The organism is Bradyrhizobium sp. Ken64, assembly GCF_055807555.1.
The window spans coordinates 417,308-435,437 of sequence record NZ_JBVVPA010000001.1; the positions used below are offsets into that span (position 1 = coordinate 417,308).

Sequence of the window (18,130 nt, forward strand, 5' to 3'; positions counted from 1 at the left end):
CGCGCGGCATCTGCCCGCAAGGTGGACCAAGGCACGGCCATGAGAACCGCACCGGCAGTCACCTACCGCTACTGTTGCACCCTCTTGTGACGCCGGCGGGGCGGCACCGGTTCGTTGAAGGCGTAATAGGGATTGAGATCGCAGGTCGCGGCAAGCCCCGATGCCGTGGCACGGCATTGCGGCAACGAAGTGAAGGTGCAGTCAAAGTAGTCACCGCCCCCACCCCCCAAACCGCCGCCGGTGTAGCGGTGCATGCATACGGGATAGGCCGGATCGTACCGCTGCGCGCCGGCATCCGCTGCGCCCAGCAGCGTGAAGATCGCAGTGAGGGTCAGGAACGGCAGGCGCATGGAGAAATCCTCAAATCGGTAACTGCGGCGAAGTCGATGCCGACGGCTTGATATGACACAACATCTCGGTGCACGCGACTGTTCCTAAGGACAGATGACGGCAAGTTGAGGTGCGGCTCGTGTGACGCACATAACCGCTCGGCGCTGTTCGCGAGATCGCGACAGATTTCGTTTCTGACAACCTCCTCCCCCACAAGGGGGAAGGAGCGCGATGTGAGATGATTCGCCGTTTACGGGCTGCTATCCACCGAGCCCCTGCAACACCAGCCGGTTCAGGCGCGCAGCAAAAGCGGCGGGGTCTTCCGGCAGCTCGCCGTCCAGGATCTGCGCCTGTTCGAGCAGCAGCAGGCTGAGATCGTCAACGGTCTTGGAGCCGGCCTGAGCCTTCGTGATCGCGGTCACCAGCGCATGGCGCAGGTTGATCTCGAGGATCGGCTTGGTGCGCATGCCACGGTTCTGCTGAGACAGGATGCGCTCGAGCTCGCGGCTTGGGCCCTGGCTGTCGGCGACGAGGCAGGACGCGGAGCTGGTAAGACGCGTCGAGGCCTTGACGTCGCTGACGCGCTCGCCCAGCGCGGCCTTGATCACCGCGATGGTGGCGGCCTCGTCGGCGGCCGGCTCGTCCTTTTTCGCCTCGTCGGTCTCGTCGACGCGCGGGATCAGGTCGAGATTGAGATCGCCCTGGCTCAGCGACTTCAGCGGCTTGCCGTCGAACTCCGAGGGCATCGAGGTCCAGAAGGCGTCGACGGGATCGGACAGCAGCAGAACTTCGATGCCGCGCGCAGTCGCCGCCTCGAGTCGGGGGTTCGACTTCAGCCGGTCGATGCTGTCGCCGACGAGATAATAGATCTCGGTCTGGTTCGGCTTGAAATCGGCGATGACGTCCTTGAGCGAGCGCTTCTCGCCCGAGGTCGTGGTGAAACGCGACAGCGCGAGCAGCTTTTCCCGGCGCTCGAAATCCTCGTAGATGCCTTCCTTCAGCACCGCGCCGAAGGCCTCCCAGATCTTCGCGAAGTTCTCCGGATCCTTCTCCGCAAGGCTTTCGAGCTCGGACAGCACGCGGGTCGCCCCGGCCTTGCGGATCTGCGCGAGCTGCGGATTGTTCTGAAGCATCTCGCGGGAGATGTTGAGCGGAAGATCCTCGCTGTCGACGACGCCGCGGATGAAGCGGAGGTAGCCCGGCAGCAGATCGGCATCGTCGGTGATGAACACGCGGCGGACATAGAGCTTGACTCGCCCCTTGCGGTTCGGCTCGAACAGGTCGAACGGCTTGGTCGAGGGCGCGAACAGCAGCACGGCGTAGGAGTAACGCCCCTCCGCGCGGTAATGCAGCGTCATCGCGGGATCGTCGAAGGCGGAGGCGATCTGGTGATAGGCCTTCTTGTAGTCTTCCGGCGTGAGCTCGGATTTCGAGCGCTGCCACAGCGCGCTCGCAGAATTGATCTGACGCGGTTCACCCTCTTCCGGCACGAGCTCGATGGGGAAGAGGATGTTGTCGGAATAAGCGCCGACGATGCGCTCGATCTCGTAAGCTTCGAGATATTTCTTCGCATCATCCTTGAGGTGCAGGACGATTTCGGTGCCGCGCTGCACGCGGCCCGCATCCTCCTCGCTGGCACGCGCGATCTCGAAGCCCGAGCCACCCGAGGACGTCCAGGTCCAGACGTCGCTCTCGCCGGCGCGGCGGCTGACCACGACGATCTTGTCGGCGACCATGAAGGCGGAATAGAAGCCGACGCCGAATTGGCCGATCAGGCCGAGACCATCCTTGGCTTCCTTGAGCTTCGACACGAAGGCCTTGGTGCCGGAGCGAGCGATGGTGCCGAGGTGGTCGATCAGCTCCTGCCGCTCCATGCCGATGCCATTGTCGGAGATCGCAACCGTTCCGGCCGTCTTGTTCGGAATGATCCGGATCTTGAGCGCGTCGCCGTCGCCCAGCAGCGCGGGAGTAGCGATGGCCTCATAGCGCAGCTTGTCGCAGGCGTCCGATGCGTTGGAGACGAGCTCGCGCAGGAAGATATCGGTCTCGGAATAGACGGAGTGCACCATCAGGTGCAGAAGCTCGGAAACCTCGGCCTGGAAGGGCTGCGTATGCACAGCCGCGTCTGACGTCGTCATGCGTTTACCCGGTCAATCGAAAGGGGAAGAAACCCGGGATATAACGCGAGGAGGCAGGGGATCAAGTGGACGCAAGCAATCGCCCTCCCGGCGGAGGGCGAGTTTGTCCGTGGCAAATGCCGATCAGGTCACGCAGCGGCCGGGCTGGAGCAGTTTTGCGACCTCGGTCAGGGAGCTGACCATCGGCTCGCAGGCGATCGTCGGCTTTTTGCGGCTCTGCTTCCGGTCCGGGAGCAGCACCGGCGGCTTGGCGTTACCGGTCTCAATCACCGCGGGGACCCGCAGCAGCACCGACGTGTCGGCCAGATCGTTCAGCCGCACCGACACGGTACGGGTCGGAACCTCAGCCTGCTTGATGTCGGCCAGCCGGTCGGTTTTGCTGGAGCGATTGACGTTATGGCCCGGCTTGTCCGCGACCGCCTGCCAGCGGTCGGCCAGATCATGGCCGGAGGCCAGCTGCACGGCGCCGACCTGGACGGCGCCAAGCGTCGCGGCGATCGCGACGGCGCCTAAAAATACCTTTTGAAACTGTGACATGGCTGTCGGTCCCTCGCCCCATGGCGATCGCGGGAACAACGCGAGCAGAGGACCCAGAGTTCTCAGTCGCTAAGATCACTTAACCGTGTGCGAAAAGGGCACGGTCCCCGCGAAAAAAATTCGCAACCGCCTGGAACGACTTTTGCGGACGGGAGTCGTCTCAACAGCCGGCTATTCCCCCCTGCCCCATAAGCCGGCGACGTAGGGCGCGACTGTGGTGATGCCAGTCGCGCCTTACTTTTGTCTCGAGTTCAGTTCGCTTTCCCCGCGAGCCACTCCCGCCCCTCCCCGTAGAGCTTCTCGACCTCGGGCCCGGTGAGGCCCGGCATGTCGCGCTTGACCTTGTAGCCGATCAGCTCCTGCATGTAGGCGAGGTGGCGGTAGCCTTCGGGCAGCGCGGCAAGGGCTTTCTGGTCGAGCAGAAGTGTCGCGGCGGGATCGACCGGGTCGATCCGGTCCTTCTCGTAGATCGGCTGGCGGCGGACGAGGCCCCATTTTCCCTGCCGCTTCTCCAGGAAATCGTAGAAGCGCCCGGTGCAGACGACGTCGCAGGGCACGTCGTGCACAGGCGCGCGCTGCGAGATGGTCATCTTGGTCTGCGCGATGGCGCGGGTCCCCTCGAGGTCGATACTGGTGCCGCCGAGGAAATGCAGGATGCGCACGCTCTTGGCGAACCCCTCCTGGCTGACCCGCATGAAATCCCGCGCCGGCCCCTGAAACCAGGTGGCAGACATCCAGCCCTCTTCGTGCCAGACGGTGGCAAAGCGCTCCCAGTCGCCGGCATCCCGCCACACCGCCCAGTTCTCGACGAGGTCGCGGATAGCGAGGCGGTCGAGGAGTTGCTGGTCCATGAATGCGTCTCCGATGGCACCGCGGCTGCAACGCAGCCGCTGCACGAGGTATGAGCGGCGAATTCGATGGCCGTCAAGCGCGGCAACCGGATCAACGAAAATCCGGCGCACCTTGCGGCACGCCGGATCGGATTTCGTCAAATGCCGGGCGCAGGCGCTTCCCTTACGCCGCCGGCACCTTCGGTGCGCGGTTGCGGGAGTTGCGTTGGAAGAACAGCGCCTGGCTCGCCACCGCCGACACCATCGCCGGCTGGAACGGCTTCGAGATCAGGAAGGCCGGCTCGGGGCGCTCGCCGGTGAGGAAGCGTTCCGGGTACGCGGTGATGAACACCACCGGCACCTCAAAGGTGCGGAGCAACTCGTTGACGGCGTCGAGGCCCGACGAGCCATCGGCGAGCTGGATGTCGGCGAGGATCAGGCCGGGCCGCTTGTTCTTGGCCAAGGCGACCGCATCGGCGTGGGTGCGGGCGACGCCGACGACATTGTGGCCGAGGTTCTTCACCAGGCTCTCGAGATCCATGGCGATGAAGGTCTCATCTTCGATGATCAGCACGTCGGTGGCGATCTCGGCGGCCATCTCACGCCCTGCGGCATCCGCGAGCCGGCGCGTCTCGCCGACGTCGGTGCCGAGAATGTAGCCGACCTCTTCCTCCGAAAAGCCCTCGAGCGAGAGCAGCAGGAAGGCTTGCCGCGGCAACGGCGTGATGTTGGACAGCCGTCGCTCCGGCGGCATCGGCAGGTTCGTCACCTCCGAATCGTCGTTGACGGAAACGGAATTCCAGATCTGGGTGAACAGCCGGAACAGGCCGGCGCGCGGCCCGTGGCTCTCGTCGAGCACCGACGGATCTCCCAGCATGGCCTCCAACATGGCTGCGACATAGGCGTCACCGGAGGACTGGCTGCCCGTCAGGGCGCGTGCGTACCGGCGCAATAACGGCAAGTGTTCAGCAACAAGCTGTGAACGGGACATCCCCACTCCATATCATTTTCGGGCCGACCTTGACGTGCAGGCGTTAGGCGGGGGGCCCGGGTTCCCCTGCTGGGCTGATTACGCCTCAGCCTGAGAAAAGTTCCGCATCGGGGCGGAACTTTTTCTCGCAGCTCGCATTGAGCCTATCCAGGGAACGGCTCCCGGTTGAGAGAACTTCTCGATTTTACAGTTACTTAACTCGGGGAAACGTGGAACAGGTCATGAAAGATCTCAAGTCTCAAGCCAGCAAAAGCACGACCCCCGGCAAGGGAGGGCTCACTCCGGAGATCCAGTCCCGGATCGGGCACCAGCTGCGCGCCATGTACGACGACGTGGTGCGGCAGGGGGTTCCGGACCGGTTCGCGGAACTGATCAAGAAACTTGATGCGCCGGGAGCGGTACCCCAAGTGGAAAATGGTGGCGGCTCTAACGACAACAATGGGAGGGATTAATGCCTCTCACGGACTCCCTGCGTAACGACATCCTGGCGGCCGTGCCCAGTCTGCGCGCGTTCGCCATCTCGCTCAGCGGCAATGCCGATCGCGCCGACGATCTGGTCCAGGAGACGCTGTTGCGCGCGCTCGCCAACATCGACTCGTTCCAGCCCGGCTCCAATCTGCCGGCGTGGCTGTTCACGATCCTGCGCAACCTGTTCCGATCTGATTATCGCAAGCGGCGGCGGGAAGTCGAGGATGCCGAAGGCAACTATGCCAAGACGCTGAAGACGCAGCCCTCGCAGAACGCCCATCTCGAGTTCGAGGAATTCCGCACGGCGCTCGACAAGCTTCCGCAGGACCAGCGTGAAGCGCTGATCCTCGTCGGCGCCTCCGGCTTCTCCTATGAGGATGCGGCTTCGATCTGCGGCTGCGCAGTCGGCACGATCAAGAGCCGCGTCAACCGCGCGCGCTCCAAGCTCGCGGCGCTGCTCTATGTCGACGGCGCGGAGGATTTCGGGCCCGACGAGACCATTCGCGCCGTGATCGGCGGCAGCGGCGGCTGAAGCCGGCGTCAATCGGACTGAGACCGCGATGAAGGCGGCCGCTTCCGCGGCCGTCTTCGCACGTCTGACGTAATCACGTCCGAAACGTGATGCGGCGGAGCCTGTGCTGCATCGATTACTCGTCCACGAAGGTCACGGTCTCGGCCACGCTCGCACGCGAAGTGCGGTAGCTGTTGACCTTGTGGGCGTTGTCGGCATAGCCGAACGAGATGCCGCACACGATGCGGCGGTCAGCAGGCAGGTTGAAATGGCGGCGGATCAGGCCGGAGTGGCGCGCGAGCGCCGCCTGCGGAATCGTGCCGAGCCCGAGCGCCTGCGCGGCCAGCATGAAATTCGAGACATAGGCGCCGCAATCGATCGCACCGTAGATGCCGAGCGGCTCGTCGGTGTGGATGATGGCCACATGCGGCGCACCGAAGAAATTGTAGTTCTCCAGCGCCTGCTTGGCATAGGCCGACTTGTCTCCGCGCACGATGCCGAGCGTGTTGTAGAGCTGAAAACCGCTCTCGCGGCGGCGTTCGAGGTACGCGCCGAGATATTCGCGCGGCGGCGGGAAATCATAGTCGTCCCCGAGACCGCCCGAAGCCTCCTTATAGATCAGCTTGCGGAAGCGCTCCTTGGCCTCGCCGCTGGCGATGACGACTTGCCAGGGCTGGCTGTTGCACCAGGACGCCGTGCGTTGCGCGGTGGTCAGCAAATGTTCGATCGTCGCGCGATCGACCTCCTTGGCCAAGAAGGCACGGACCGAGTAGCGCTCGTTGAGCAGCTCTTCGAGCACGCCGATGCGGTGGTTCTGATTGACTGCAGCGTCCATTGCTTAAGCTCGCTTTCGTGCCCCGGACGCGACGCAGCACGAAGTGATGCGGCGCTGAGGCGGGGCCCATTGTGGCCTGTCTATTATGGCTCCTGGGTCCCGGCTCGCGCTTCGCGCGTCCGGGACACGAGATATCATCGTCCCTTGGTCGGGATCTTGTTATACGGCACGTCCTTGTCCACGCGGATGTCGCCCGGCAATCCCAGCACGCGCTCGGCGATGATGTTGCGCAAGATCTCGTCGGTGCCGCCTGCGATGCGCATCGAAGGCGAGGACAGCAGCATCTGCTGGAACTGGCCCTGCACGGTCTGCTCGTCCGTGCCGGTGAGAACGCCGGCCGCGCCCTGGAGGTCCATGGCGTAGGTTGCGATGTCCTGCAGCATCATGCCGGAGACGAGCTTGCCAATCGAATTCTCCGGCCCCGGCCGCTCGCCCTTGGACAGGGCCGAGATCGCGCGGTAGCTGGTGTATTTCAGCCCGCTCGACTTCACCGCCCAGCTCGCGAGTTTTGAGCGCACGGCGGGATCGTCGATCGCGAGGCCATCCTCCAGCATCAGATTGGAGCAGAACTCGAACATCTCGGGGACGCCGGTCGCAAGCCGCGAGCCGATCGACATCCGCTCGTTCATCAACGTGGTCAGCGACACGCTCCAGCCCTCGCCGATGGCGCCGAGGCGCTGGCTGTCCGGAATGACGACGTCGGTGAAATAGACCTCGTTGAACTCCTGCATGCCGTTGGCCTGCTTGATCGGGCGCACCTCGACGCCGGGGCTCTTCATGTCCAGGAAGAACATGGTGAGGCCCTTGTGCTTGGGCACATTGGGATCGGTGCGCGCGATCAAAAGTCCGTAGTCGGAATAGTGCGCACCGGAGGTCCAGATCTTCTGACCGTTGACGACCCAATTGTCGCCCTTCTTCTCCGCGCGTGTGCGCAAGCCCGCGACGTCGGAGCCCGCCGACGGCTCAGAGAACAGCTGGCACCAGATCTCCTCGCCGGCGGCCAGCTTCGGCAAATGGCGCCGCTTGGCGTCCTCGCTGCCGAAAGCCATCACGGTTGGGCCGCACATGCCCTCGCCGATCTGGAACGGCTGCGTCAGCTTGCCATAGACGCCTTCCTCCTGCTGCCAGATCACACGCTCGATCGGCGTCGCACCTCGGCCGCCATATTCCTTGGGCCAATGCAGGCAGGCCCAATTGCCTTCGGCCTTCTTCTTCTGCCAGGCCTTGCCGACATCGACGATGTCGTGGTTGGCCAAGCGGATGCGACCGAGCGAGGATTTTGACAGCTCAGCTAAAAATTCCTTCGGCGCGTTGGCCTCGACCCATTTGCGCGCGGTCTCGCGGAATGCGGCTTCCTGCGGGGTGTCGTCGAAATTCATGGCGAACCTCTTCGTTCTTGCTCTGTCTTAGTCCCTCATGGTGAGGAGGCGCGCAGCGCCGTCTCGAACCACGAGGCCCCAATCGGGCCTGCATCCTTCGAGACGCCGCGTTCCGCGGCTCCTCAGGATGAGGATCATCAGCCTCTTCCCTTCGTCGGGATCTTGTTGAACGGCACGTCCTTGTCGACCCGGATGTCGCCGGGCAGGCCCAACACTCGCTCGGCAATGATGTTGCGCATGATCTCGTCGGTGCCGCCTTCGACGCGGGTACCCGGCGCGCGCAGCAGCATCGCCTGGAAACGGCCGGCGAGTTCGGCATCCTCGCCGCTGACCACTCCGCTCGCACCCTGCAAGTCCAGGGCGTACGTCGCGACATCCTGGATCATCGATCCCGCCACCAGCTTGCCGATGGAGTTTTCCGGTCCCGGCCGCTCGCCCTTCGACAGCGCGGAGATCGCGCGCATGCTGGTGTATTTCAGCCCGCTCGCCTTCGCGGCCCAGTTCGCCAGCTTCGCGCGCACCGCGCGATCCTCGATTGCCGGGCCGTCGTCCAGCATCAGGCTCGAGCAATATTCGAACAGCTCGGGGAAGCCGGTCGAGACGGCCGCGCCGATCGCGCTGCGCTCGTTCATCAGCGTGGTCAGCGAGACGTTCCAGCCATCACCGACCTCGCCGAGGCGTTGATGATCGGGAATGCGAACGTTGGTGAAATAGACCTCGTTAAAGTCGGAAGCGCCGCTCGCCTGCTTGATCGGCCGCACCTCGACGCCGGGGCTCTTCATGTCCAGGAAGAACATGGTAAGGCCCTTGTGCTTGGGCACGGTCGGATCGGTGCGGGTGAGCAAAATGCCGTGGTCGGAATAGTGCGCGCCCGACGTCCAGATTTTCTGGCCGTTGATCACCCATTCGTCGCCGTCCTTCTCGGCGCGCGTGCGCAGGCCCGCAACGTCGGAGCCGCCGGCCGGTTCGGAGAACAGCTGGCACCAGACCTTTTCGCCGGAGGCGAGTGGTGGCAGATAGGCACGCTTATGCTCCTCGCGCGCGAACGCCATCATGGTCGGCCCGCACATGCCGTGGCCGATGATGAACATGCGGGATAGCTGGCCGAATGGCCCCTCTTCCTGCTGCCAGATCACACGTTCGATCGGCGACGAGCCGCGGCCACCATACTCCTTCGGCCAATGCAGGCAGGCCCAGCCGGCATCGGCTTTCTTCTTTTGCCAGGCCTTTGCCACTTCCAGAATGTTGGCGTTCTTCAATTGCGTGCGGCCGAGCGAGGACTTTCGAAGCTCTTCCTCGTACTGCTTCGGTGCATTCGCACCGATCCAGGCGCGGGCGATGGCGCGGAATTCGGCTTCCTGCGGGGTGTCGTCGAAGTTCATGGTGTCTCTCTTCTTCCGTCATTCCGGGGCGATGCGAAGCATCGAACCCGGAATCCAGAGGTTATCGACTCATTTCGAGATTCCGGGTTCGCCGCGTTGCGGCGCCCCGGAATGACGATAACGTCACGCCGCGTTCTTCTTGCGCATACGGTCGATCAACTGGTCTTCCCAATAGGAGAGGCTGCCGAGCCCGAGCGCCATGGCGTTGGCGCGGCGGTAGTACATGTGGCAGTCGAACTCCCAGGTGAAACCCATGCCGCCGTGAACCTGGATGTTGTTCTTGGCGCAGTGCTGGAACGCCTGCGTCGCGCTGATGCGGGCCGCGGCGGCGGCTTCCGGCAGCTCCGCGGCGTTGGTCGAGAGCGCCCAGGCGCCGTAATAGCTGTTGGAACGTGCCAGCGTCGCCGACACGTACATGTCCGCCAGCATGTGCTTGACGGCCTGGAACGAGCCGATCTGTCGGCCGAAGGCAATGCGGTCGAGCGCGTAGTCGCGGCCCATCTCCAGGGCGCGGTCGGAGCCGCCGACCTGCTCGAACGCGCAGAGTACCGCGGCGCGGTCCAGCAGTTGAGTCAAGATGCTCCAGCCTTCGCCGGCCGCGCCCAGCGGCTCGGCCTTGCAATCCCTGAAAGTGATCTCGGCCTGCCCGCGGGTCGGATCGAGATTGGTCAGGCTCTTCACCTCGACGCCGCCGTCCTTGAGATCGACAATGAACAAGGAGATGTCGCCGTCGCGTCCGCTCGATCCCGTGCGTGCCGCGACCACCGCGAAGTCGGCGATCGCGCCATCGGCGACCGGCTTCTTGACCCCGTTGAGCACGCCATTCGCAGCCGTCAGCTTGACGTTCTTCGGTGACGGATTGCCCTTGCCCTCGAACAGCGCCAGCGTACCGATCGCCTCGCCCGAGGCAATCGCCGGCAGCCATTTCTTCTTCTGCGCCTCACTGCCGGCGATCAGCAGCGCCTCGGCAGCGACATAGACGGTGGAGGAAAACGGCACCGGCGCGTTCGCCCGGCCCATTTCTTCGGCGATCACGCAAAGTTCGAGATGACCGGCGCCGGCTCCGCCAAAATCCTCGGGAATGGCGACGCCGAGAAAACCCATCTCGGCGAGGCCTTTCCACAGCTCCTTGTCGTACGGCGCCTTGCCATCGAGAACTGCGCGCACCGCCTTGGGTGGGCACTTCTCGGTGAGGAATTTGCGCGCCTGGTCGCGGAGCTGCTTCTGGTCGTCGGAGAAATCGAAGTTCATGGCGCGTATCCGTGTTGATGATGTCGATTACTTCAGAATGATGACGTCCTGGTCGGGCTTGTCCGCATAAAGCCGCTCCACCAACGCGGCACGGCGCTCCAGGCCGGCGCGCTGGTTGATGTAACCCTTGTCGGTGAGCTCGTTGCCGTCGATCGAGGGCGGTTCGGCCATCAGCATGGCACGCGCGATGATGCGGCTGCTGGCGCCTTCGCACTCCTTGTTGTGAGCCTCCAGCCCGCGCCTGAAGCAAGCGATCACCTCGGGATGCTTCACGGCGTCCTCAAAGCTGAGGTCGGGCTTGCCGACGAGCTGGCGGCAGGCATGCAGGTTCGGCCAGGCCAGCAGGCCGATGAGGGCGCGATCCTGCCCCGCGACCAGCGCATCATGCACGACGGGCGTCGCGGCGGCGATCGCATCGGTGCGTAGCGAGCCGACATGGACGAAGGTGCCGGTGGTCAGCTTGAAATCCTCGACCACGCGCCCGGCAAAGATGATGCCCTTCACCGGATCGGTGTCGTCGACGAAGATGCCGGCGTCACCGATGCAATAAAAACCTTCCACGTCGAACATCTTCTTTGTCAGGTCGGGCTGGCCGAAATAGCCCGGGGTGACGTTGACGCCGCGCAGACGCAGCTCGTATTTCGAGCCGCACGGCACCATCTTCAGTTCGACCCCGGGGAACGGCAGGCCGATCAGGCCGACGCGCTCGGTGTCCCAATAGGTGCCGGTCGAGGTCGGCGCTGTCTCGGTCGAGCCCCAGCCGGTGTAGAACACGATGCGCTCGCCGGTGGTCTTCACGGCGAGGGCCTGCATGCGGTCGTAGAGATCATCCGGCAGCCGCGCGCCGCCATAGGCCATGATCGAGAGGTTCTTGAAGAAGGATCGGCACAGCGCGTCGTCCTTCTCCATGGCGGCGGCGAGCGCGGCATAGCCGGCGGGGACGTTGGCGTAATAGGTCGGCGAGATCTCGCGCAGATTCCGGAGAGTTTCCTCGAATTGGCCCGGCATCGGCCGGCCGTCATCGATATAGAGCGTGCCGCCGTCGACCAGAATCGGGTGGAACGCCGCGTTGCCGCCCATGGTGTGGTTCCAGGGCATCCAGTCCAGCATGGTCGAGATCGGACCGCTGGGATCGCGCGGCCGCACCTGCATCATCATCGCCGCATTAGCGCACATCATCGCTTGCGTGTTGATGACGGCCTTGGGCAAGCCGGTCGAGCCTGACGTGAACAGCAGTTTGCCGACGGTCTCAGGCGTGATCTTCGCGATCGACGCTTCGACATCGGCAGTCACGGCTGTCGCCGCGAGCTCGGCGAAGCTGACGCTCTCAATGCCCTCGCAGGGCCGCAGGACATGAACGACGGTGACGCCGGTGAGATCGAGCGCTTTGAGTGCCTTCTCGAAGGTCGGGCCGTCCTGCACCATCACCACGCCGGGTTTGATCAGGTCGAACAAATATTTCAGCTTGACGTGATCATGGCTCATCAAGGAGTAGGCCGGCGAGACCGGCGCGGCAGGGACGCGCGCCTGCATCGCGGCCTGGGTCATCAGCGCGTGCTCGATCGAATTGCCGGAGAGGATCGCGACCGGGCGGCCATCGAGCGCAAGATTGAGCAGGCCTTGCGTCAGCGCATCCACGGTGCGCTTGGCCACCCCATAGGACACCTTACGCCATTCGCGGTTAGGGCCGCCGCGCTGGGCAAGCCAGATCCGCTCGGGCGCTTCCTTCGCCCATTTCGCCAGTGAAGCCGGGATATGCTTCTCGTAGGTCTGCAGCGGGATGCGCGACTTCAGCACCACCGTGCCGTCGTCGCGGCGCTCGACATCGATGTCGCGCGCCAGCCACTCGACCTTGCGAAAGGCGGGCTTCGTCATCACCGCCGCCGCGCTTCCACTCATTGTGCGTCTCCCGGAATTTCTTGTCCTTTGCGGATCTTCATTGTCAGCGCCTGATATAGACAGGCTTTCGCTTCTCAAGGAAGGCCCTGATGCCTTCCGAAAATTCCTCGGAGCGGCTGCACAGGACCTGGTTGCGATCCTCCATCGCGATCACGGCTTCCAGCGATCCGGCATCGACGCTCATGTTGAGACATTCCTTGGACAGGCGCAGACCCACGGGCGAGGCCGTGATCATCGCGTCGACATAGGGTTCGGCGGCGTCATCGAGCTTGTCCTCGTCAACGACCTCGGAGACCAGCCCGACCGCGAGCGCCCGCTCGGCGCCGATGAAGCGTCCTGTGAGGATCAGCTCCGAGGCGATGGAGACACCGACCAGGCGTGGCAGGAAATAGCTGGTGCCGATGTCGCAGCCGCCAAGGCCGAGCTTGATGAAGGCGCAGTTCATCCGCGCCGATCGCGTCGCGACGCGGATATCGGAGGCGAGCGCCAGCGCAAAGCCGCCGCCGGCCGCCGCGCCCTGTACCAGTGCGAGGATCGGCTGCGGACATCGGCGCATCAGCATCACGATGTCGGCGATGCGCCGCTGCGAATCCAGCGACTCGGTGACACCAGGCGGCTCCTGCTGCCCGGCACGACGTTGCATCGCCGCCTTGAGATCGAGACCCGCGCAAAAATTCTTGCCGGCGCCCTTCAGCACCACGACGCGCGTATCGCGGTTGCGCTGGAGGCCCTGGAAGTAGACGTTGAGCGCGTCGATCAGCGCGGGATCAAGCGCGTTGAGGTGTTCGGGACGATTGAGCGTCACGGTGTCGACGCCGTCGTTGTGCTCGATCAGCAGCGGTTGGGACATGAGGCGCCTCGTGCTTGCCGCCATTGGCGGTGCCGATTGCTGCGCCCTCTCCCCTTGTGGGAGAGGGCATGTACGCTGTGAGCCCGGAAGTCGCTTGGGTGAGGGGTCTGTCTCCGGGTGAGATCGTGGAGAGAACCCCTCATCCGTTGCGCTACGCGCGCCACCTTCTCCCACAAGGGGAGAAGGGAGGAAGAGCTACCGCGGCGCCATGCGGATCGCGCCGTCGAGGCGGATGGTTTCGCCGTTGAGCATCGGGTTCTCGACGATATGCACGGCCAGCGAGCCGTATTCATTGGCATCGCCAAGGCGCGCGGGATGCGGCACCTGGGCCCCTAAGCTCTTGCGGGCCTCTTCGTTCAGACCCATCAGCAGCGGCGTCAGGAACAGGCCGGGCGCGATCGTGTTGACGCGGATCTTCTGGCTCGCGAGGTCGCGCGCGGCCGGCAGCGTGAGACCGACGACGCCGCCCTTCGACGCTGCATAAGCGATCTGGCCGATCTGGCCTTCGTAAGCCGCGACCGACGCCGTGTTGACGATGACGCCGCGTTCTTCACCGACCGGCTCGATCGTGACGAGACGCTCGGCGAAAAGCCGCAGGCAGTTGAAGGTGCCGATCAAATTGACGTTGATGATGCGCGCGAACTTTTCCAGCGGGTAGACGCCGTCGCGGCCGACGATGCGCTGCGAGCCGCCGATGCCGGCGCAGTTCATCAGCACGCGCGCGACGCCGTGCGCGGCTTCCGCCTTGGCGATCGCCGCCTTGATCTGCTCCTCGCTGGTGACATCGGCGTGAAGCGCGATGCCCTTCACTTCGGCGGCAACCTTCTCGGCGTTTTCCTTGCTCTGGTCGATCACGCCGATCTTGGCGCCCTTGGCGGCCATGGCGCGGGCGGTCGCGGCACCAAGGCCCGAACCACCGCCGGTGATGAGAACGGCAACGTCTTTCAACTGCATCGTAAGCTACCTTTCCTTGGACGTTTCTTCTCTAGACTTCTGCGTTCTGGCCGGTCATCCGGCCGCGGCAGCTTCCTCGATATTCGTGAGAATGCCGCCGCAGATCAGCGTTTCCATGTGCTTGATGTATTGTCGGCAGACGTCGTCGGTGACCGGGCCGACGCCCGTCGCGCGCGACATCGCGTGCCGGCCGAAGAACAAGTGATCGCAGGCGCCGATCAGGCTGGTGTAGAACAGCACCGGATCGGTGGCGCGGAATTCGCCCTGACTGACGCCTTCGGCGAGCAGGCGGCGGTGGAAATCCAGCAGCGGCGCGACGAAGAATTTCGAGACTTCGTCCGCGGAGCCCGCGACGCTCTCGTGCAGCAGATAGTGGATCAGCCGGTTCATATAGGGAAACCGGTGATAGGCGCGGATGATGCCGCCGATATGCAGCTTCAGCTTCGCGGTCGGCGTGATCGGCTGCGCCAGCAGATATTCGAGATTGGACAATTCCGTCCCCGCGTCGCGCTCGAGCAGCGCCAACAGCAGGCCGTCCTTGTTGCCGAAGTGATATTTGACCAGCGCGGCATTGGCGCCGGACTTCTGGGCGATGTCGCTCAGCGAAATCTCGATCGAGGAGCGTTCGATCATCAGCTCGCTCGCGGCCACGAGCAATTTCTCTGCCGTGGAATTCTTTCCGCTGGGGAGCCTGTTCGGTACGCTGGTCGTCACGGAGATCCCTGATTTTGGCGCGAGAGCGGCCGCAGATAAGCCCAAGCAGCGCCTCCCCACAAGAGTTAATTGATCGATTGACTAAACAACCGGTCACCCCTTAAATCCACCCCAACAACCAACCATTCAGAATAATCCAGGGAGAAACCGACATGGCCGAGGCTTATATCGTCGCCGCTGCGCGTACCGCCGGTGGGCGCAAGGGGGGCCGCCTCGCCGGATGGCATCCGGCCGATCTCGCCGCGAAGGTGCTGGACGAGCTGGTCGACCGCACCAAGGTCGATCCCGCTTTGGTCGAGGATGTGATCATGGGCTGCGTCATGCAGGTCGGCGAGCAGTCCAACAATGTCGCGCGCAATGCGATCATGGCCTCGAAGCTGCCGGAAAGCGTGCCGGGCACTTCGGTCGACCGCCAATGCGGCTCCTCGCAGCAGGCGCTGCACTTCGCAGCCCAAGCCGTGATGTCCGGCGCGATGGACGTGGTGATCGCCGCCGGCGTGGAATCGATGACGCGCGTGCCGATGGGCCTGTCGTCGCAGCTTCCGGCCAAGAACGGCTTTGGCAATAACAAGAGCCCGGGTATCGAGCACCGTTATCCGAACATCGTGTTCAGCCAGTTCACAGGCGCTGAGATGATGGCCGAGAAATACGGCCTCTCCAAGGACGAGCTCGACGAGTACTCCTATAACAGCCATCAGCGCGCGATCGCGGCAACGCAGGCCGGCCACTTCAAAAAGGAGATCGTGCCGCTCGAGATCACCCGCGCCGACGGCTCCAAGGACACCCACCATATCGACGAGGGCATCCGCTTCGACGCCACGCTCGACGGCATCAAGGGCGTCAAGCTGATCGTCGAAAACGGCAAGCTCTCCGCGGCCAGCGCCAGCCAGATCTGCGATGGCGCCTCCGGCGTGATGGTGGTGAACGATCGTGGCCTGAAGCAGCTTGGCGTCAAGCCGCTGGCGCGCGTCCACCACATGACCATGATGGGCGGCGATCCCGTGATCATGCTCGACGCACCGCTGCACGCCACCAAGCGCGCGCTGGAAAAGGCGGGCATGGCGATCGACGACATCGACCTGTTCGAGGTCAACGAGGCCTTTGCCTCGGTGCCGACCGCCTGGCTCAAGACCACCGGCGCCGATCCCGAGCGTCTCAACGTCAATGGCGGCGCCATCGCGCTCGGCCATCCGCTCGGCGGCTCCGGCACCAAGCTGATGACGACCCTGGTGCATGCCCTGCATCAGCGCGGCAAGCGTTACGGCTTGCAGACCATGTGCGAGGGTGGCGGCATGGCGAACGTGACGATCGTGGAGCGGCTGTAAGCTGCTGCCGCATTAGAGGTGTCGTCCCGGCCTAGTGCGCAATTGCGCACGGGGGCCGGGACCCATAGCCACAGGAATTTGTGGTGAGGGCGAGCTGGGGCGACAGTTTACTTCAATTGCCACGATTAGTGGTTATGGGTCCCGGCCTTCGCCGGGACGACATCTCGTATGCCTTGGGACCGCGCTTATGACCCACCCCTCCATCCACGCCCGCGCCACACCCGACAAGATCGCCTATCAGATGGCCGGGACCGGCAAGGCGATCACCTATCGCGAGCTCGAGGAGCTCTCGAACCAGGGCGCGCACCTGTTCCGCTCGCTCGGGCTGAAGGCCGGCGACCACATCGCGCTGCTGATGGAGAACCGGCTCGCCTTCATGGAGATCTGCTGGGCGGCGCAACGCAGCGGGCTCTATTACACCGCGATCAGCCGCTATTTGAAGCAGGACGAGATCGACTACATCATCGCCGATTGCGGCGCCAAGGTCGTGATCACGACACCGAAATGCGCCGACCAGATCAAGGCCCTGATCAAGGGTGCGCCCGGCGAGCCGGTCTTCTACATGATGGACGAGCCGCAAGCCGGCTTCCGCTCCTATGACAAGGAAGCGGCCGCGCAGCCGACAACCCCGATCGCCGACGAGGTCGCCGGCTACGACATGCTGTATTCGTCCGGCACCACCGGCCGACCCAAGGGCATCAAGAAGTCGTTCGAGGGCAAGCCGATCGAAGAGCCCAACGCGTTTCTGCGCGTGCTCTGCGCCGGCATGTGCGGCATGAACGCCGAGACTATTTATCTCTCACCGGCGCCGCTCTATCACGCGGCTCCCCTGCGCTTCAACATGATGGCGGTCGTGCTCGGCGGCACCTCCATCATCATGGAGCACTTTGACGCCGAAGATTTCCTGAGGCTGGTTGAAAAATACAAGGTGACCCACGCGCAGCTCGTGCCGACCATGTTCGTGCGCATGCTGAAGCTGCCGGACGAGGTCCGCAACCGCTACGACGTCTCGACGCTGAAGGGCGCGATCCACGCCGCCGCGCCCTGCCCGATCGACGTCAAGGCCAAGATGATCGAATGGTGGGGGCCGATCCTGATCGAGTATTACGCTGGCTCCGAAGGCAACGGTGTCACTGTCTGCAACTCGAGAGAATGGCTGGAGCACCGCGGCAGCGTCGGCCGCGCCGTGGTGGGCAAGATCAAGATTCTGGACGAAAACGACGAGGAGCTGCCGACGGGCGAGATCGGCACGGTCTATTTCGCCGATGCGCCGGTTTTCACCTATCACAACGATCCCGAGAAGACGAAGAAGGCCTACAACGCAAAAGGCTGGTCGACGCTCGGCGACGTCGGCTATCTCGACAGAGACGGCTTTCTCTTTCTCACCGACCGCAAGTCCTACATGATCATCTCGGGCGGCGTGAACATCTACCCGCAGGAAACCGAGGACGTGCTCATCACCCACCCCGAGGTCGCCGACGTTGCCGTGTTCGGTGTGCCGAACGAGGAGATGGGCGAAGAGGTCAAGGCGGTGGTGCAGCCGCACGATCCCCAGCGCGCCGGCAAGGAGCTCGAGGCCGACCTGATCGCCTACTGCAAGAGCCGCCTCTCGACGATCAAATGCCCACGCTCGATCGATTTCGAAGCCGAGCTGCCGCGCACCCCCACCGGCAAGCTGGTGAAGCGGCATTTGCGCGACAAATATTGGCCGAAGGCGGCGGCGAAAATCTAGCCAG

17 protein-coding genes are annotated in these 18,130 nt (G+C 63.9%); 4 read left to right on the forward strand and 13 right to left on the reverse strand.

Annotation, left to right across the window (positions count from 1 at the left end; genetic code table 11):
• Positions 1-68 precede the first annotated feature (68 nt).
• The 5 genes from AC0L2F_RS02045 to AC0L2F_RS02065 all read right to left on the reverse strand — a co-directional run bounded on the left by AC0L2F_RS02045 (position 69) and on the right by AC0L2F_RS02065 (position 4,826).
• Positions 69-350, reverse strand: coding sequence for a DUF3551 domain-containing protein (locus AC0L2F_RS02045; protein ID WP_473247315.1), 282 nt, complete (start codon positions 348-350; stop codon positions 69-71).
• Between the two features lie 240 nt (positions 351-590).
• Positions 591-2,468 carry a molecular chaperone HtpG gene (gene htpG / locus AC0L2F_RS02050; RefSeq protein WP_473247316.1) on the reverse strand — a complete coding sequence of 626 codons (1,878 nt, stop codon included), beginning with the start codon at positions 2,466-2,468 and terminating at the stop codon, positions 591-593.
• A gap of 123 nt (positions 2,469-2,591) precedes the next feature.
• A complete protein-coding gene (locus AC0L2F_RS02055) occupies positions 2,592-3,005 on the reverse strand; it encodes a hypothetical protein (RefSeq protein ID WP_473247317.1) in 414 nt (137 codons plus the stop codon).
• Between the two features lie 251 nt (positions 3,006-3,256).
• The gene (locus AC0L2F_RS02060) at positions 3,257-3,856 is read right to left on the reverse strand and encodes a nuclear transport factor 2 family protein (protein ID WP_473247318.1); all 600 of its coding nucleotides are present in this window, start codon (positions 3,854-3,856) and stop codon (positions 3,257-3,259) included.
• A gap of 163 nt (positions 3,857-4,019) precedes the next feature.
• A complete protein-coding gene (locus tag AC0L2F_RS02065) occupies positions 4,020-4,826 on the reverse strand; it encodes a response regulator (RefSeq protein WP_007597237.1) in 807 nt (268 codons plus the stop codon).
• A 221-nt stretch (positions 4,827-5,047) separates the two neighbouring features.
• Here AC0L2F_RS02065 and AC0L2F_RS02070 point away from each other — a divergent pair, with 221 nt between their 5' ends.
• Positions 5,048-5,278, forward strand: a complete 231-nt coding sequence (locus tag AC0L2F_RS02070; protein WP_007615241.1) for a NepR family anti-sigma factor — start codon at positions 5,048-5,050, stop codon at positions 5,276-5,278.
• Complete coding sequence (locus AC0L2F_RS02075; protein ID WP_007597240.1) at positions 5,278-5,826, forward strand: sigma-70 family RNA polymerase sigma factor; 549 nt, start codon at positions 5,278-5,280, stop codon at positions 5,824-5,826. Before AC0L2F_RS02070 ends, AC0L2F_RS02075 begins: the two co-directional genes overlap by 1 nt.
• A gap of 115 nt (positions 5,827-5,941) precedes the next feature.
• On the opposite strand, the gene AC0L2F_RS02080 is transcribed toward AC0L2F_RS02075, so the two are convergent.
• From AC0L2F_RS02080 to AC0L2F_RS02115, 8 genes are all read right to left on the reverse strand, one after another.
• Positions 5,942-6,640, reverse strand: coding sequence for a nitroreductase (locus tag AC0L2F_RS02080; RefSeq protein WP_473247319.1), 699 nt, complete (start codon positions 6,638-6,640; stop codon positions 5,942-5,944).
• A 134-nt stretch (positions 6,641-6,774) separates the two neighbouring features.
• Entirely contained in the window at positions 6,775-8,019 is a 1,245-nt protein-coding gene (locus AC0L2F_RS02085) for an acyl-CoA dehydrogenase (protein WP_473247320.1), read from the reverse strand.
• Between the two features lie 137 nt (positions 8,020-8,156).
• Positions 8,157-9,401, reverse strand: a complete 1,245-nt coding sequence (locus AC0L2F_RS02090) for an acyl-CoA dehydrogenase (RefSeq protein WP_473247321.1) — start codon at positions 9,399-9,401, stop codon at positions 8,157-8,159.
• A 123-nt stretch (positions 9,402-9,524) separates the two neighbouring features.
• Positions 9,525-10,652 (reverse strand): acyl-CoA dehydrogenase family protein, encoded by a 1,128-nt coding sequence (locus AC0L2F_RS02095; RefSeq protein ID WP_473247322.1) that lies wholly within the window; start codon positions 10,650-10,652, stop codon positions 9,525-9,527.
• A gap of 27 nt (positions 10,653-10,679) precedes the next feature.
• Positions 10,680-12,551 (reverse strand): AMP-binding protein, encoded by a 1,872-nt coding sequence (locus AC0L2F_RS02100; RefSeq protein ID WP_473247323.1) that lies wholly within the window; start codon positions 12,549-12,551, stop codon positions 10,680-10,682.
• A 43-nt stretch (positions 12,552-12,594) separates the two neighbouring features.
• On the reverse strand, positions 12,595-13,401 hold the full coding sequence (locus AC0L2F_RS02105) for an enoyl-CoA hydratase/isomerase family protein (protein ID WP_007615251.1): 807 nt from the start codon (positions 13,399-13,401) through the stop codon (positions 12,595-12,597).
• 195 nt (positions 13,402-13,596) lie between these two features.
• Complete coding sequence (locus AC0L2F_RS02110; RefSeq protein WP_007615252.1) at positions 13,597-14,355, reverse strand: SDR family NAD(P)-dependent oxidoreductase; 759 nt, start codon at positions 14,353-14,355, stop codon at positions 13,597-13,599.
• 54 nt (positions 14,356-14,409) lie between these two features.
• A complete protein-coding gene (locus AC0L2F_RS02115) occupies positions 14,410-15,012 on the reverse strand; it encodes a TetR family transcriptional regulator (RefSeq protein WP_018453285.1) in 603 nt (200 codons plus the stop codon).
• 209 nt (positions 15,013-15,221) lie between these two features.
• On the opposite strand from AC0L2F_RS02115, the gene AC0L2F_RS02120 reads away from it, so the two are divergent.
• Complete coding sequence (locus AC0L2F_RS02120; protein ID WP_473247324.1) at positions 15,222-16,394, forward strand: acetyl-CoA C-acetyltransferase; 1,173 nt, start codon at positions 15,222-15,224, stop codon at positions 16,392-16,394.
• Between the two features lie 187 nt (positions 16,395-16,581).
• Positions 16,582-18,126 carry an acyl-CoA synthetase gene (locus tag AC0L2F_RS02125; RefSeq protein ID WP_473247325.1) on the forward strand — a complete coding sequence of 515 codons (1,545 nt, stop codon included), beginning with the start codon at positions 16,582-16,584 and terminating at the stop codon, positions 18,124-18,126.
• Positions 18,127-18,130 lie beyond the last annotated feature (4 nt).

Coding starts and splice junctions, on each gene's coding strand:
- AC0L2F_RS02045 (WP_473247315.1), bottom strand. CDS start 350: ATGCGCCTGCCGTTCCTGACCCTCACTGCGATCTTCACGCTGCTGGGC.
- htpG (WP_473247316.1), bottom strand. CDS start 2,468: ATGACGACGTCAGACGCGGCTGTGCATACGCAGCCCTTCCAGGCCGAG.
- AC0L2F_RS02055 (WP_473247317.1), bottom strand. CDS start 3,005: ATGTCACAGTTTCAAAAGGTATTTTTAGGCGCCGTCGCGATCGCCGCG.
- AC0L2F_RS02060 (WP_473247318.1), bottom strand. CDS start 3,856: ATGGACCAGCAACTCCTCGACCGCCTCGCTATCCGCGACCTCGTCGAG.
- AC0L2F_RS02065 (WP_007597237.1), bottom strand. CDS start 4,826: ATGTCCCGTTCACAGCTTGTTGCTGAACACTTGCCGTTATTGCGCCGG.
- AC0L2F_RS02070 (WP_007615241.1), top strand. CDS start 5,048: ATGAAAGATCTCAAGTCTCAAGCCAGCAAAAGCACGACCCCCGGCAAG.
- AC0L2F_RS02075 (WP_007597240.1), top strand. CDS start 5,278: ATGCCTCTCACGGACTCCCTGCGTAACGACATCCTGGCGGCCGTGCCC.
- AC0L2F_RS02080 (WP_473247319.1), bottom strand. CDS start 6,640: ATGGACGCTGCAGTCAATCAGAACCACCGCATCGGCGTGCTCGAAGAG.
- AC0L2F_RS02085 (WP_473247320.1), bottom strand. CDS start 8,019: ATGAATTTCGACGACACCCCGCAGGAAGCCGCATTCCGCGAGACCGCG.
- AC0L2F_RS02090 (WP_473247321.1), bottom strand. CDS start 9,401: ATGAACTTCGACGACACCCCGCAGGAAGCCGAATTCCGCGCCATCGCC.
- AC0L2F_RS02095 (WP_473247322.1), bottom strand. CDS start 10,652: ATGAACTTCGATTTCTCCGACGACCAGAAGCAGCTCCGCGACCAGGCG.
- AC0L2F_RS02100 (WP_473247323.1), bottom strand. CDS start 12,551: ATGAGTGGAAGCGCGGCGGCGGTGATGACGAAGCCCGCCTTTCGCAAG.
- AC0L2F_RS02105 (WP_007615251.1), bottom strand. CDS start 13,401: ATGTCCCAACCGCTGCTGATCGAGCACAACGACGGCGTCGACACCGTG.
- AC0L2F_RS02110 (WP_007615252.1), bottom strand. CDS start 14,355: ATGCAGTTGAAAGACGTTGCCGTTCTCATCACCGGCGGTGGTTCGGGC.
- AC0L2F_RS02120 (WP_473247324.1), top strand. CDS start 15,222: ATGGCCGAGGCTTATATCGTCGCCGCTGCGCGTACCGCCGGTGGGCGC.
- AC0L2F_RS02125 (WP_473247325.1), top strand. CDS start 16,582: ATGACCCACCCCTCCATCCACGCCCGCGCCACACCCGACAAGATCGCC.